The sequence below is a fragment of the Labrys methylaminiphilus subsp. lupini genome (assembly GCF_051161885.1).
Taxonomy (GTDB): Bacteria; Pseudomonadota; Alphaproteobacteria; order Rhizobiales; family Labraceae; genus Labrys.
Genome location: NZ_JBMDIH010000001.1, coordinates 2,027,921 through 2,041,099 on the forward strand (window position 1 = coordinate 2,027,921; position 13,179 = coordinate 2,041,099).

Genomic DNA, 13,179 nt, shown 5'->3' on the forward strand with positions numbered 1-13,179 from the left:
GCACTGCAAATTCAGTTCGCAATGCGCGCCAGCCGAAAGCGCTTGATGTCCTCCGGCGTCAGAATCCGGATGCTTCCGACGCCATATCGCTCCGCGAGATCGATCAAAGCGGGGTTCACGCCCATTCTTTTTGAGTAGTCGCGCAGCATCTGCGTCACTTCCGGGAATCGCCTCGTGCTGCGCAGGACCGAGAGCGGATCGCTGCCGGAACTGTTGGGCAGATATTCGCGATGCACGCCGACTCGCGATCCGGCCGTGACGAATCGCTTATTGCCGCCCATCAGCGCATAGACACAGGCCGACATGCAGGAGCCGTTGACCGCAATTGTCTGCCCGCCCAGCGTGATCACGCGTCCAACGAACACGCTCGTGCGCAATTTCCGCAGCACATGGCCCAGATTGACGCCTTCGACCAGATGGCCACCGGGCGAATCGATGATCAGCACATTGCTGGTGCCGAGTTTCGAGGCCTGTTGAGCGAAGGCGATGAAACGCTGCACCGTGCCGCTCGTCATCTCGCCATTGGCGACCATCAGGCTGGGACAGCGCTTGCCGCATTTGGAGCCGAAGGACAGGCTCACCACCTCGAAGTCCATGGCGGCGGCGGATGCCGACTGCGACAGGGCGGCCCAGCATAGCCCCATCGCAAGTGCCCCCAACCCGATGGCACGCAACAAAGAACCAATCATTATGTCTGCTTTTCCTTGGAGCAAAGCGCGTTTGGACGGAAACGTTTGTTTGCTCTCACTCTGTAGGTCCTACGCGTCTTTGCGTTTCCTGGCGATTCCGCCAAATCGCAAAACGCCATAGCCTAGCGGATCGGACTCTATTCGATATCGGCGACCGGTGCCCGCACGACCCCTGCCGTTTCCAGCGCCCAGGCAGCCCGCAAGGCCAGATCCTCCCGCCAGGCGGGAGCGATGATCTGAACGCCAATCGGGAGTCTCTCGCCCTCGCTCCAGAGCGGCACCGTAACCACGGGCAATCCAATAAAGGAAATTGGTTGGGTAAACAGCCCGAGATTCGCACGAAGCGGCATAGTCTGGTCACCGATCTCGATAGTGGTCGCATCGATTCTGGGGGCTCGGCAGGGCGTGGCCGGTGCCAGGATCAGGTCGATTCGTTCGAAGATGCGATGCATCTCCGCTTGGAACCAATGCCGAAAGTGATGCGCCGCTGTTACCCAGGTCGCTGGCACCATGTTGCCCGCGATCAAGCGGTCCCGCACGGCCGGCGCAAAATCCTTGGCACGCACGCGCAGCCTTTCGCGATGCAGTCCTCCACTCTCGGTAATGGTGATCAGGAAGGCGGCAGCGCGGGCTATCGCTGCCTGGGGGATCTCGACGGTCTCGCTGGCGTCGAGCGCTTTGGCGCAGCGCCGTACGGCCTCGATAGCATCGCGATTGCCTTCTGGATGAAAGTAACCGTCGGCCACGGCGATACGCAGCCCCTCGATCCCCCGGCCGAGTTCGAACAGGGCCGGCTGCGCCGGGCGTTGAGCACAGCTTGGATCGTCGGGATCGGGCCCCTGCATGGCATCATAGGCGAAGGCGAGGTCGCGGGCCGAGCGTGCCAGCGGGCCCATGTGATCGAGGCTGGCGACGAAAGGAAAACTGCGTGCGCGGCTAAGTCGACCATAGGTCGGCTTCAGGCTGAACAGCCCACACAGAGAGGCCGGCACACGGATCGCTCCATTGGTGTCGCTGCCCAGGGCCAGGGGTACGAAGCCTGCCGCCACCGCGCTGGCCGGGCCGCTGGAGGATCCGCCGGCCAGATGATCGAGTGCGTGGGGATTTCGGGAAGGCGCCCCATGCGGGTTCTGGCCGGTAAAATCATAGGCGTATTCGCTCATGTTGAGCGCGCCCACGCAGATCGCCCCCTGCCCTTCCAGGCGCTCGATCAGCGTCGCATCCCGGGTGGCCGGCCGATTGTCCCGGTTGATCCTGGAACCAGCGAGTGTGACGAGCCCGGCGATGTCGTAGAGGTTCTTCACGGCGAAGGGGACGCCGGCCAGGGCCCCGACCGGCTTGCCGGCGGAATGGCGGGCATCGATGGCATCGGCCCGTGACAGTGCGCGCTCAGTGAGCACAGCGGTAAAGGCCCCCACTTTGCCATCCAGGCGTTCGATTCGCGCGAGGCTGTGTTCGATCGCCGCGCGGGCAGTGAAGCGGCCGCTGCGGATGCCGGAGGAGATTTCCAGAACGCCCAGTTGCGGCGAGCAGCCCTGATCGAGCAGGCTTGTCATGCTTCGAAAACCGCAGCGGGCTGATTGCTGTCCTCGATCGGGAAAGACAGCACCAGTTGCGCCAATTCGGCAGTCAATTTCAGATTGGCGGCGACGCCTTCACGAAAATCAGGATCGACTTCGATTCCGATCATCGGTGCCATCGCATCGATGACCGCCTGCGCATCGAATTCGGGTTTGTCGCTCATCGCATCGCCCCTCGAGAAGGATGTAGGCGGACTGTCCCTCCTTCATCTCGCGAAGACAAGCCAAATGATAGGGCATCACCGAAGTTTGCGCAGGCGACGCCTCTCCATATGCTTGGCCAGGCGAAGAAACCGGAAATAGGCATAGTTCGTCGCCGTCGCGATGCCGTAGAGGCCGCGTACGAAATGACGGCGTACAATATAGGCCTTCAGGAAGTTGAGGGGGAACTCGGTCAGAATCCGCCAACTGCCGAGTGTCTTTCCTCTCTTGTCGAGATCTTCGGCCTGTTGCTCGGTATAGGCATTCAACTTGGCAATTTCGTCGCCGAGCGAGCGAATCGAATAATGATGAATGCGCCCCTTGAGCCGTTCGATTCGCGGCTGATCGTTGAAATGCACGCGATCGTGCACGGTCGAATCGGCATAGCGGCCGCGATCGAATCGATAGAGCCGCACCGGCGCCAACGTGTATCCCCAGCGATGAGGCTCCCTTTCCCCCGGAAAGACCTCCGCGATGTTGATCTCGTACCCATCGGCCTGAGGGCCGCTGCCCGAGAACAGGGTGCGGATCTCGGCCGCAAGCTGCGAGGACACAAGCTCGTCCGCGTCGATATTGAGGATCCAGTTGTGGCGGCATTGCGTTTCGGCGAAGCGCTTTTGCGGACCATAGCCGGGCCAGGCATTGTGGATCACCTTGGCGCCGAGCTTCTCGGCGATCGCCTGCGTGCCGTCGGTCGATCCTGAATCGACCACGACGAGATCATCCGTCAGGGCGCGCACCGCTTCAATCGTCGCGCCGATGCGATCGGCCTCGTTGAAGGCGATGATGAAGACGGACAATGGCGGCGGGCCCGGCAGCCCGGATGGTGATGCGGGTGGCGACATGGCGGTGATCTAATCGATGCCTCGAAAAATGACCAGCCCGTCGACCGGAACCCCGGGATTTTGTCCATCCCGACGTTGCGGCATCCGCCTAATGGCCAAGAGCAGCGCTCATCTTGCTGTGGTATTATTCATCGCGCACAAGGTATGGTTGTAACGAAAGATCCCGCAAGGACGAAGATGTCATCGTCGCCGGCTTGGGTTCCCGGCGCAGGCGTCATGCAAGCCTTCGCTCTCGTCTCGTGATCGAGCCAGTTCAGGCGTCGCCAATTTCACGGTTCAAGTCGCAGATCGCTGTCACCCGGCAGTGATGCCTCATGCCTGCCTCGAAACGAAACACGCAAGGACCGCATCGCCGAGGGAATCCGATTGGAATGCCGACGACGGCCGCATCCAACGACAGGAGAGCAGCGATGGCCGTACAGAATAGAACGATAGACCCCGACAAGCTCAACGCCTTCATGGGCAAGATGCTCGGCGATGTCGGCGCCGCGATAAATGCGTCGCTGCTCCTCATCGGCGACAAGCTCGGCCTCTACAAGGCCCTCGCAGAGGCCGGGCCGATGACATCTCAGGAACTCGCCGAGAAGACCGGGACCTCCGAGCGTTACATACGCGAATGGCTCGCCGCGCAAGCCGCATCCGACTATGTGGACTATGATCCCGGGACCGGCCGCTTTTCCATGCAGCCGGAGCAGGCCGCGGTCTTTGCCGATGAAGACAGCCCCGTCTTTCTGGGTGCTGTCGGCGATCTTGTCGCCGCGACCTTGCGAGACGAACCGGCCATCTCCGATGCGTTCCGGACTGGCAAGGGGGTCGGCTGGGACAAGCGGAACAAATGCCTGTTCTGCGGCACGGCCCGTTTTTTCCGCACCGCCTATCGCCACCATCTCGTGCAGGAATGGCTGCCCGCCTTGGACGGCGTGGTTGAAAAACTGGAGCAAGGCGCGAGCGTTGCCGATATCGGCTGCGGACACGGCGTCTCGACCATGATCATGGCTCGCGCCTTCCCCAATTCGCGCTTCCACGGCTTCGACTATCACCCCGGCTCGATCGAAGACGCCAGAAGTGCCGCCGCAGCCGCGGGAATGGCCGACCGCGTCACCTTTGAGGTGAGCACGGCCAAGACGGTGCCGGCGCACGGCTACGATCTCGTCTGTTTCTTCGATTGCCTGCACGACATGGGTGATCCTGTCGGAGCCTTGCGCCACGTCAGGACGACGATGGCCCCTGAAGGCACCTGCATGCTGGTGGAACCCTTCGCCAATGACAGGCTCGAGGACAATTTCAATCCGGTCGGGCGTATCTACTACGCCGCTTCCACCGTGATCTGCACGCCGGCCTCACTCGACCAGGAAGTCGGCCTGGCGCTCGGCGCGCAAGCCGGGGAGGCTCGGCTGCGCAAGGTGGCGGCGGAAGCCGGTTTCACCCGCTTCCGCCGTGCAACGGAAACACCGTTCAATCTCATCCTCGAAGCGAGGCCGTAACCAGAGCGGGATGAAGCCGGCCGGCCGTTCAGGCCGGCAGCATCTTGCGGTACTGGATGAAGCCCGATCGGGATGCCACCTGGTCATAGACGGCTTGCGCTTCCACATTGGTTTCGTGCGTCAGCCAATAGACGCGGCTGGCACCCCAGCGCGTGGCTTCCTGATAGGACCATTCGATCAATCCGCGGGCGACGCCTTGGCGGCGGGCCCATTCGGCGGTGAACAGGTCCTGCAGATAGCAATAGGGGCCCGGCGTCCAGGTCGAGCGATGCAGGATCAGGTGCACGATGCCGGCAAGCCGGCCGTCGATGAAGGCGCCATAGACGGACATCGGCTCGGCGGGATCGTGGAATCGTGCCCAGGTCAGTGCCGTCGTCTCCTCGGGCACCGACGCCTTGTAGAAAGTGAGGTAACCCTGCCAGAGCGGTTCCCAGGCAGGGCGTTCCTCGGCGGTGAGCGCACGAATATCCATCAGTCGAGATTGAATTTCGACATCTGGCGATGTTCGCCATGGATGCGGCGCACCGTGCCGTTGAGCGAACGGTAGATCACCGTCTCGGTGGTGATCACGGGCCCGCGGAACTTCACGCCCTGGAGCAGAGCCCCGTCGGTCACGCCGGTCGCGGCAACGATGACGTCCCCGGAGGCGAGTTCCTCCATCTTGTATTTGCGGGCCGGATCGGTGACGCCCATCTTCAGGGCGCGCTCACGCTTGGCCTCGGTGTCGAGGATGAGACGGGCCTGCATCTGGCCGCCGACGCAGCGCAGTGCCGCAGCCGCCAGCACGCCTTCCGGAGCGCCGCCGATGCCCAGATAGATGTCGATGCCGGTCTCGTGGGCATTGGTGGTGAAGATGACTCCCGCGACGTCGCCGTCGGTGATGACGCGAATCGAAGCGCCGACCTTGCGGATCGCCTCGATGATCGGGGCGTGGCGCGGACGATCGAGCACCAGCGCGGTCAGTTCGCGCGGCTTGACGCCCTTGGCCTTGGCCAGGGCATGCAGATTGTCTTCCACGCTGGCGTCGAGATCGACGATGCCTTCGGCATAACCGGGCCCGATGGCGATCTTGTCCATGTAGACGTCCGGCGCGTTGAGGAGCGAACCGGCCGAGGCCATCGCCATCACGGCGATCGAACCCGGCATGTCCTTGGCGCAGAGCGTGGTGCCTTCCAGCGGATCGACGGCGATGTCTACCTTGGGGCCAAGGCCATTGCCGACCTTTTCGCCGATGAACAGCATCGGCGCCTCGTCGCGCTCACCCTCGCCGATGACGACGGTACCGTCGATCGGCATCTTGTTGAGCTCGCGCCGCATGGCGTCGACAGCCGCCTTGTCGGCGGCCTTTTCATCCCCTCTTCCACGCAGCAATGCCGAGGCAACGGCGGCGCGTTCGGTCACACGAACCAGTTCAAGGGAAAGGATGCGCTCAATGACATCCGTCGGCTTGACCTGAATAATCTCCGACATGGCTTCCTCCGTTGTTAGGCGTGTCGTCAGTTATGGTTTGGCGTTTGACGAGGTCAAACCATAACTGACGACACGCCCTGAGATGTTGCTTATTCGCGCTCGATGCGGATCAATTGCGGCGTTTCCACGATGTAGCCATCGGAAACCATGGCGTCGACGGCGCCGCGAATATCCGCCTCGGTCGTGGCGTAGGTAATGAGGATGACGGGCACCGCGCCGGCGACCTTGCTCGGGTCGTCGCCGCCATAGACCCTGCCGCCCCGGTGTTTCTGCACGATCGATTCCAGCGAAATCCCGCGTTCGGCCATGCGGGTGGCGATGCCCGCCGCCGCGCCCGGCCTGTCCGCCACCGAAAGGCGGACATAATAACCGCCCTTGTGGGCCTGCATGGCGGCCGCCGGCAGCGGCTCGAGATCACCGGTCTTGCGCCCGAACGGTGCTACGGCCTGTCCTCGCGCGATATCAGCAATATCGCCGACCACCGCAGAGGCCGTAGCCTCGCCGCCCGCGCCGGGGCCGACCAGGGTCAGTTCCGGAACGGCATCGGCATCAACAGCCACCGCATTGGTGACGCCGTTGACCTGCGCGATCGGGGTCGACTTCGGCACCATGGTGGGGTGAACACGCTGCTCCACACCTGCTTCGGAACGGGTGGCGACTCCGAGTAGCTTGACGCGATAGCCAAGTTCGTCGGCGGCCAGCAGATCCTCGGTGGTGATGCGCTCGATACCCTCGACATGGATGGCATCGGCATTCACCTGCGTGCCGAAGGCCAGGCTGGTGAGCAGAGCCAGCTTATGGGCGGTATCGAAGCCGCCAATATCGAAGGTGGGGTCGGCTTCGGCATAGCCCAGGCGCTGAGCCTCCTTCAGACAGGCGTCGAAAGACAGGCCCTCGGCCTCCATCTTGGTCAGGATGTAGTTGCAGGTGCCGTTCAGGATGCCGTAGACGCGATCGATATTGTTGCCGATAAGCGCCTCGCGCAGCGTCTTGATGATCGGCACGCCGCCGGCAACGGCTGCTTCGAAATTAAGAGCGACGCCGGCCTCCTCTGCCCGCCTGGCGAGATCGAAGCCATGGCGCGCCAGCAGAGCCTTGTTGGCCGTTACCACCGGCTTGCCGGCATCGAGGGCGGCCTTCACCGCCTCATGCGCTGCTCCCTCCTCGCCGCCCATCAATTCGACGAAGACATCGATGCCGGGATCGCGAGCCAGCTCGACCGGATCGTCGAACCAGCGAAAGCGCTCCATTGGCAAGCCGCGGTCGCGCGTTCGCGAACGGGCGGAAACGGCGGTGACCGTCACGCCCCGGCCGCAACTGGCGGCAAGCGCATTGGCACGACGATCGAGAAGGCGAATGGTGGAGGCACCGACGGTGCCAAGGCCGGCAATACCGATTTTGAGAGGATCAGCCATCATCAGTCCGAACTAGAGATTGCGCACTTGTGCAATGGCACGCTGCCGGGATCAAGTCATCCAGACAGGGATTTCTCGCGATGAACTTTCCAACTTTGGTGGATAGAGCACCAAAAGGCAGCCTTCAGGCACCGGCATCGAAATGGCGCGCAGCCGTCTCGCGCAGGTCGCGATCGTCGCTGAGCCGGCAGCATGCCTTGGGCAGGCTGGCGCTGGAAAAGGCGTTGCTACGCGTCATATCGCGATAATGATTGATCAGGCCGCTCATCCGGCGCGCCCGCTTCCCAACCTGGCGAAGAAGGCCAGGCTGCGCATCGTCTCTTCCGGCAGCGCCGAGAAATGGTCGCCGCGAACGGCGGCGTGCTCGACCGGCAGCCCGGCAGCCTTTGCGCGCCGCTCCGTCAGCACCGACATGTCCTGAATGTGCACCTCTGCCGTGCCGTGCTGGATGAGAACCGGGCATTTGAAGCTCGGGGCATAACAGACCGCCGAACGCATCTCGAATTCACGCGGGTCGTCCGTATCGAAGCGGATATCCTCGGGAAAACGCTTGAAAAAGGCAAAAGCACTGGGATTGCCCGAGAAGGAGGAGGCACCGCGAAAGCCGCCGCTGCTGAGGGCGGCAAGCAGCGTCAGTGTGCCGCCGACGCTGTGGCCGCAAACGAAGAGCCGCGAAGGATCGACGTCGGATTGGGCCACCAGCACCTCGGCGGCCGCCAATACGTCGGCGCTCTCATCGTAAAAGCCTGAAAAGGCTCCCCTCTGCCCATTCTCCGCCCGGAAGGCCGGTACCATCACCACATAGCCGGCCTGGAGGTAAGGCCTGGCCAGTTCCCAGTGGCCGAGCCCCAGCGCATTGCCGCCATGAAGGAAGAGGACCGCCGGTTTCCTGCCGCCCTTTCCGTCTGGTCGAGATCGCCAGGCCAGCAGGTCGAGGGAGCCCGATCGATAAGGTAGAATCTGGGCTCCGCGTGGGGGTTCCGTCAAAACATCGCCGTGATCAGGCGCCGGACCTGACTTGAGGAGATGGCTGCGGAAACTCTGGCGATCCGGCGCGTAATCACGCGTGACCAGCGGCGGCAGTGCCGGAGAGGTGGACACCGCCTTCGCCTCGAAGGGCAGGAACGAGGCCGCAGAGACTGCAAGGAATGATCGGCGCGTCAGTCGTAGGCGGCAAGCCATGCCAGCGATTCCGAAGATACCGTTTCCGTGCCTTGATAGCGGCAATCATGGCGATTCTTGCGCGAAGAGATAGAGAGAACTTCCGCTCAGGCGTTGCCGGTCTCTCGATCGGCCGAAGGGCCCCTCCCCCGAAACCCGGTCGCCAGCACATACATCTCGCTCGAACCCGCGCGGCTCGCCGCCGGTTTCAGGTGTTTCACCACCGCGAAGTCGCGCTTGAGAAGGGTCAGGACATCGCCTTCGGTACCGCCCTGGAAGACCTTGGCGAGGAAAGCCCCGCCTGGGGCCAGTACCTCTACGGCGAAATACGCCGCCGCTTCCACCAGCGCAATGATGCGCAGATGATCCGTGGCACGATGGCCGACCGTATTGGCGGCCATGTCGGACAGGACGAGATCGGCGGGGCCGCCGAGCATCGCCTTCAACCGGTCGGGCGCGGCATCGTCCATGAAGTCCATCTGCTCGAAATCGACGCCTGGAATGGGATCGATGGGCAGGAGGTCGATCGCCACCACCTTGCCGCGGCCATTGACGGAATCGGTGATCTCCGCCGCCAGCTGGGACCATCCGCCAGGGGCCGCGCCGAGATCGAGCACACGTTGGCCGGGCTTAAGGAGCTTGGCCTTGTCGTTGATCTCGATCAGCTTGTAGATCGCGCGCGAACGCCGTCCCTCCCGCTTGGCGCGGGCGACATAGGGGTCGTTGAGCTGGCGCTCGAGCCAGAGTTGCGAGGAATGTGTCCGTCCCCGTGCCGTCTTCAGCCGAACGCCCAGTTCACGCGCGCCACTGCCCCGGCCGGAACTGTTCTTGCCTTTGCCGGGACCACCGCCCTTGCCTGCTCCACCACTCACGGGTTGCGCCCCGCACCGTTGTGACGCCAGACGCGATCCTCCTGCATCATCTGCACCAATAATCCTTCGCGCAGGCCCCGATCGGCCACGCGCAATCGTTCACAGGGAAAAGCCCGCCGAATGGCCTCGAAAATGGCGCATCCGGCCATCACCAGATCGGCCCGCTCCGGGCCGATACAGGCATTGGCGACGCGCTCCTCATAGGTCATATCCAGCAGGCGTTCGAGCACGTCGTCGATCTCGCCGCGCGACATCCACAAGCCATCCACCCGACGCCGATCATAGCGCGGCAGTTCGAGATGAATGCCGGCCATGGTAGTCACCGTGCCCGAGGTGCCCAGCAAATGCAGGCGCTTGACCTGCTTGGCGATGGCCTCCCGGTGCGAGAATGAGGCCAGCATGGTCGAAACATCGTCCACCATGCGCTCGAAACTCTCGCGCGTCACCCTGACGCCGCCATGACGTTCGGAGAGCGTCACCACCCCGACGGGGAGCGACGTCCAGCCACGCACCTTGGGCTGCCGGTTCCGATCAGCCGGATCGATGTCGAGCCAGACGATCTCGGAGGAGCCGCCGCCAATATCGAAAAGCACCACACCGTCGAGATTGCGATCGATCAAGGGAATGCAGCCTGCGGCTGCGAGCCTGGCCTCGGTCTCCCGGTCGACGATTTCGAGGTCGAGCCCGGTTTCCTTCAGCACGCGCTCGACAAACAGCAGGCCGTTATCGGCCGCACGGCAGGCCTCGGTGGCGATCAACCTTGCCCGGTCAACGCGGCGATCCCGCATCTTCTGAGCGCAGACAGCCAAGGCGTCGACAGCCCGGCCCATGGCGTTGATATGCAGGCTGCCACTGGCTCCCAGCCCCTCGCCTAGCCGCACGATGCGAGAGAAGGCGTCGATGACGCGAAATCCTTCTCCCGTCGGGCGCGCAACCAGAAGGCGGCAATTATTGGTGCCAAGATCAAGCGCGGCATAGGTGTGGTGACGGCGCGGCTGTTCTCCTTGCCGGAATTGCGGCACGGGCAGATGTGCACCCTCACTCGACCGAGGCGCTTGTGCCTCCAAACTTCGATCCACCAAAATACTACCTTGACCCTGCCCGGTCGCAATTTTCCTGCGCCACAGGCATTTCGCCACTTCGTCTACGAGTGTAACAAGTTCCGCGCCGGTGGCGAGAAAGAATTCCATCTATGTTCGTGTTATCAAGATCATGAAGGCTCCAGCCAAGTTGCGCGTAGCAGCGCTGATCGTCGCAGCGGGACGCGGATCGCGTGTCGGCGGCGCCGTTCCCAAGCAGTATCGCCTGTTGGGCGGACGAACCGTCCTCGCCCGCACCCTCGCCCTTTTCGAGCAGCATCCTGCCATCGACAGCATCGTCACGGTGATCGGCGCGGGAGACGAGGCGTTCTTTACGGCAAGCTCTGCGGGAATCAGCAAGCAGGCCGGCTGGGTTCTCGGCGGCAGCACCCGGCAGGCGTCCTGTCTGGCGGGCCTGAAGGCACTTATCGGCGACAGGCCCGACATCGTGCTGCTGCACGACGCGGCACGCCCCTTCGCCAGCCCCGCCTTGATCGACCGGGCCATCGAGGCCGCCCGAGCGCACGGGGCAGCCGTGCCGGGGCTGGCGGTCACCGATACCATCAAACAGATCGACCTGGACGGCAGGGTCAAGGCGACGCCGGAACGCAGCCTGCTGCGGGCTGTACAGACACCGCAGGCCTTCGGCTTCGACCTGATCCTGTCGTCCCATCTCGCGGCAGCGGAAGCCGGCATCGAGACACTGACCGACGATGGCGCGGTCGCCGAGTGGGCCGGCCATCCTCTCCATATCTTCGAAGGCGAAGCAACCAACATGAAACTGACGACCGAAAGCGACTTCCAGCGTGCGGAACGGGCAGCCAACGAATTGGCAGCCCTCGGCGATGTCCGAACGGGAACAGGCTTCGACGTCCATGCTTTCGCCGAAGGCGACCATGTCTGGCTCAATGGCGTGAAGATCGCCCACGACCGCAAGCTCAAGGGGCATTCGGATGCCGATGTCGGCCTCCACGCCCTGACCGACGCCATTCTGGGTGCCATCGGAGACGGCGATATCGGCTCGCATTTCCCTCCTTCCGATCCGCAATGGAAGGGAGCCTCGTCCGATCGTTTCCTGGCTCATGCCGTTGGCCTGGTACGGGCGCGCGGTGGTGCCATCGCCCATCTCGACGTCACGCTGCTGTGCGAGGCACCGAAGATCGGCCCGCACCGAGACGCCATGCGGGCGCGCATCGCCGAGATCGCCGGAATTGCCGTCGACCGGGTGGGAGTCAAGGCGACCACCACCGAGGGCCTGGGCTTTACCGGCCGACGCGAAGGCATCGCCGCCATGGCGTCGGCGACCGTAAGGCTCCCCTGGGGATGATCGGGAGCATCATAAGGAAAGCGCATCATGAATGACGAGATCTTCTTCGAGCGTGCCGCAAAGGTGCTCGCTGCCTGCCGCGCCAAGGGCCTCATGGTGGCAACGGCGGAATCCTGCACGGGCGGTCTCGTGGCCGGCGCCCTCACCGCCATCCCCGGCTCGTCCGACGTGGTGGATCGCGGCTTCGTCACCTATTCCAACGAGGCAAAAGCGCAGATGCTCGGCGTATCGCCGGCCCTGATCGAGCGTGACGGCGCGGTGAGCGAAAGCGTCGCCTTCGCCATGGCCGAGGGAGCGGTGCTGCATTCCCGGGCGGGACTGGCGGTTGCGGTCACGGGGGTCGCCGGCCCTGGTGGCGGCACGGCCGCCAAGCCGGTGGGCCTGGTGCATTTCGCGGCCTGGAGCCAGCAGGGACCACGCCTGCATGTGGAGCGCCGCTTCGGTCAGCTGTCGCGTTCGGAAATCCGCCAGCAAGCCGTAGAGCAGGCCCTCGACCTCCTATTGAAACTTGCTGGCGAGATCAGGATTGCCGTCTAGGACGCCGCGGTCACCTTGCGCCCATAGACGACGTCAGCCCGTTTCTCAAAGGCTTCGGCGAAACGGCGGAACGCGGCCTCGAACATGGCGCCCATCAGCATGCCGAGGGTGCGGGAGCGGAAGCTGTAGTCGATGAAGAACTCGACGACGCAGCCTCCTGTCCCGTCATCCAAAAAGGACCAGCGGTTCTCCAGATGGCTGAAGGGGCCATCGAGATATTCGACGAGGATCTGCAGCTTGTCCCTGTCCATGGTCACGCGGCTGGCGAAGGTTTCGCGGATCAACTTGTAGGCCACCGTCATGTCGGCGACCATGACAAGCCGGCCGTCGTCGTGAGGCTGACGGCTGCGAACCCGCAGCGCCGAGCAGAGCGGCACGAAGAGCGGGTATTTTTCGACATCGGCCACCAGATCGAACATGTCGGCTGGCGAATGCTTGACGCGGCGCGTGGTGCGGAAAGAAGGCATGATCAAACTCCGATGCCTTCATATAGGCAAGGGACGGCATGCAAAACAGTTT

15 protein-coding genes are annotated in these 13,179 nt (G+C 63.4%); 3 read left to right on the plus strand and 12 right to left on the minus strand.

The window, feature by feature from the left end:
• Nucleotides 1–11: 11 nt before the first annotated feature.
• From ACN6KF_RS09610 to ACN6KF_RS09625, 4 genes are all read right to left on the minus strand, one after another.
• Nucleotides 12–689, minus strand: coding sequence for a COG3904 family protein (locus tag ACN6KF_RS09610; RefSeq protein WP_434956629.1), 678 nt, complete (start codon nucleotides 687–689; stop codon nucleotides 12–14).
• A 137-nt stretch (nucleotides 690–826) separates the two neighbouring features.
• Nucleotides 827–2,245: an AtzE family amidohydrolase gene (locus ACN6KF_RS09615; protein ID WP_434956630.1), complete on the minus strand. Its 1,419-nt coding sequence runs from the start codon at nucleotides 2,243–2,245 to the stop codon at nucleotides 827–829.
• On the minus strand, nucleotides 2,242–2,433 hold the full coding sequence (locus ACN6KF_RS09620) for a DUF4089 domain-containing protein (RefSeq protein ID WP_434956631.1): 192 nt from the start codon (nucleotides 2,431–2,433) through the stop codon (nucleotides 2,242–2,244). The genes ACN6KF_RS09615 and ACN6KF_RS09620 overlap by 4 nt, the downstream gene beginning before the upstream one ends.
• 75 nt (nucleotides 2,434–2,508) lie before the next feature.
• Nucleotides 2,509–3,315, minus strand: coding sequence for a glycosyltransferase family 2 protein (locus ACN6KF_RS09625; protein ID WP_434956632.1), 807 nt, complete (start codon nucleotides 3,313–3,315; stop codon nucleotides 2,509–2,511).
• A 410-nt stretch (nucleotides 3,316–3,725) separates the two neighbouring features.
• Between ACN6KF_RS09625 and ACN6KF_RS09630 the strand changes: the two genes are divergently transcribed.
• Nucleotides 3,726–4,799, plus strand: a complete 1,074-nt coding sequence (locus tag ACN6KF_RS09630; protein ID WP_434956633.1) for a class I SAM-dependent methyltransferase — start codon at nucleotides 3,726–3,728, stop codon at nucleotides 4,797–4,799.
• Nucleotides 4,800–4,827: 28 nt separating this feature from the next.
• On the opposite strand, the gene ACN6KF_RS09635 is transcribed toward ACN6KF_RS09630, so the two are convergent.
• The 7 genes from ACN6KF_RS09635 to ACN6KF_RS09665 form a co-directional block, all read right to left on the minus strand.
• On the minus strand, nucleotides 4,828–5,271 hold the full coding sequence (locus tag ACN6KF_RS09635; protein ID WP_434956634.1) for a GNAT family N-acetyltransferase: 444 nt from the start codon (nucleotides 5,269–5,271) through the stop codon (nucleotides 4,828–4,830).
• A complete protein-coding gene (glpX, locus tag ACN6KF_RS09640) occupies nucleotides 5,271–6,269 on the minus strand; it encodes a class II fructose-bisphosphatase (RefSeq protein WP_434956635.1) in 999 nt (332 codons plus the stop codon). The genes ACN6KF_RS09635 and glpX overlap by 1 nt, the downstream gene beginning before the upstream one ends.
• A gap of 89 nt (nucleotides 6,270–6,358) precedes the next feature.
• Nucleotides 6,359–7,684: a homoserine dehydrogenase gene (locus tag ACN6KF_RS09645; RefSeq protein ID WP_434959645.1), complete on the minus strand. Its 1,326-nt coding sequence runs from the start codon at nucleotides 7,682–7,684 to the stop codon at nucleotides 6,359–6,361.
• Between the two features lie 124 nt (nucleotides 7,685–7,808).
• Entirely contained in the window at nucleotides 7,809–7,952 is a 144-nt protein-coding gene (locus ACN6KF_RS09650) for a hypothetical protein (protein ID WP_434956636.1), read from the minus strand.
• Nucleotides 7,949–8,866 (minus strand): alpha/beta hydrolase family protein, encoded by a 918-nt coding sequence (locus ACN6KF_RS09655; protein ID WP_434956637.1) that lies wholly within the window; start codon nucleotides 8,864–8,866, stop codon nucleotides 7,949–7,951. Before ACN6KF_RS09655 ends, ACN6KF_RS09650 begins: the two co-directional genes overlap by 4 nt.
• Before the next feature lie 86 nt (nucleotides 8,867–8,952).
• A complete protein-coding gene (locus ACN6KF_RS09660; protein ID WP_434956638.1) occupies nucleotides 8,953–9,717 on the minus strand; it encodes an RlmE family RNA methyltransferase in 765 nt (254 codons plus the stop codon).
• Entirely contained in the window at nucleotides 9,714–10,907 is a 1,194-nt protein-coding gene (locus ACN6KF_RS09665) for a Ppx/GppA phosphatase family protein (RefSeq protein ID WP_434956639.1), read from the minus strand. The genes ACN6KF_RS09660 and ACN6KF_RS09665 overlap by 4 nt, the downstream gene beginning before the upstream one ends.
• Nucleotides 10,908–10,929: 22 nt before the next feature.
• Between ACN6KF_RS09665 and ACN6KF_RS09670 the strand changes: the two genes are divergently transcribed.
• Entirely contained in the window at nucleotides 10,930–12,123 is a 1,194-nt protein-coding gene (locus tag ACN6KF_RS09670) for a bifunctional 2-C-methyl-D-erythritol 4-phosphate cytidylyltransferase/2-C-methyl-D-erythritol 2,4-cyclodiphosphate synthase (RefSeq protein ID WP_434956640.1), read from the plus strand.
• Nucleotides 12,124–12,150: 27 nt separating this feature from the next.
• The gene (locus tag ACN6KF_RS09675; protein WP_434956641.1) at nucleotides 12,151–12,660 is read left to right on the plus strand and encodes a CinA family protein; all 510 of its coding nucleotides are present in this window, start codon (nucleotides 12,151–12,153) and stop codon (nucleotides 12,658–12,660) included.
• On the opposite strand, the gene ACN6KF_RS09680 is transcribed toward ACN6KF_RS09675, so the two are convergent.
• A complete protein-coding gene (locus ACN6KF_RS09680) occupies nucleotides 12,657–13,127 on the minus strand; it encodes a type II toxin-antitoxin system RatA family toxin (protein ID WP_434956642.1) in 471 nt (156 codons plus the stop codon). The two genes, ACN6KF_RS09675 and ACN6KF_RS09680, sit on opposite strands and share 4 nt — an antisense overlap.
• Nucleotides 13,128–13,179: the final 52 nt, after the last annotated feature.

What these genes read in the sequence shown, in the direction of transcription:
- ACN6KF_RS09610 (WP_434956629.1), bottom strand. Translation starts at nt 689, where the DNA reads ATGATTGGTTCTTTGTTGCGTGCCATCGGGTTGGGGGCACTTGCGATG.
- ACN6KF_RS09615 (WP_434956630.1), bottom strand. Translation starts at nt 2,245, where the DNA reads ATGACAAGCCTGCTCGATCAGGGCTGCTCGCCGCAACTGGGCGTTCTG.
- ACN6KF_RS09620 (WP_434956631.1), bottom strand. Translation starts at nt 2,433, where the DNA reads ATGAGCGACAAACCCGAATTCGATGCGCAGGCGGTCATCGATGCGATG.
- ACN6KF_RS09625 (WP_434956632.1), bottom strand. Translation starts at nt 3,315, where the DNA reads ATGTCGCCACCCGCATCACCATCCGGGCTGCCGGGCCCGCCGCCATTG.
- ACN6KF_RS09630 (WP_434956633.1), top strand. Translation starts at nt 3,726, where the DNA reads ATGGCCGTACAGAATAGAACGATAGACCCCGACAAGCTCAACGCCTTC.
- ACN6KF_RS09635 (WP_434956634.1), bottom strand. Translation starts at nt 5,271, where the DNA reads ATGGATATTCGTGCGCTCACCGCCGAGGAACGCCCTGCCTGGGAACCG.
- glpX (WP_434956635.1), bottom strand. Translation starts at nt 6,269, where the DNA reads ATGTCGGAGATTATTCAGGTCAAGCCGACGGATGTCATTGAGCGCATC.
- ACN6KF_RS09645 (WP_434959645.1), bottom strand. Translation starts at nt 7,684, where the DNA reads ATGGCTGATCCTCTCAAAATCGGTATTGCCGGCCTTGGCACCGTCGGT.
- ACN6KF_RS09650 (WP_434956636.1), bottom strand. Translation starts at nt 7,952, where the DNA reads ATGAGCGGCCTGATCAATCATTATCGCGATATGACGCGTAGCAACGCC.
- ACN6KF_RS09655 (WP_434956637.1), bottom strand. Translation starts at nt 8,866, where the DNA reads ATGGCTTGCCGCCTACGACTGACGCGCCGATCATTCCTTGCAGTCTCT.
- ACN6KF_RS09665 (WP_434956639.1), bottom strand. Translation starts at nt 10,907, where the DNA reads ATGGAATTCTTTCTCGCCACCGGCGCGGAACTTGTTACACTCGTAGAC.
- ACN6KF_RS09670 (WP_434956640.1), top strand. Translation starts at nt 10,930, where the DNA reads ATGAAGGCTCCAGCCAAGTTGCGCGTAGCAGCGCTGATCGTCGCAGCG.
- ACN6KF_RS09675 (WP_434956641.1), top strand. Translation starts at nt 12,151, where the DNA reads ATGAATGACGAGATCTTCTTCGAGCGTGCCGCAAAGGTGCTCGCTGCC.
- ACN6KF_RS09680 (WP_434956642.1), bottom strand. Translation starts at nt 13,127, where the DNA reads ATGCCTTCTTTCCGCACCACGCGCCGCGTCAAGCATTCGCCAGCCGAC.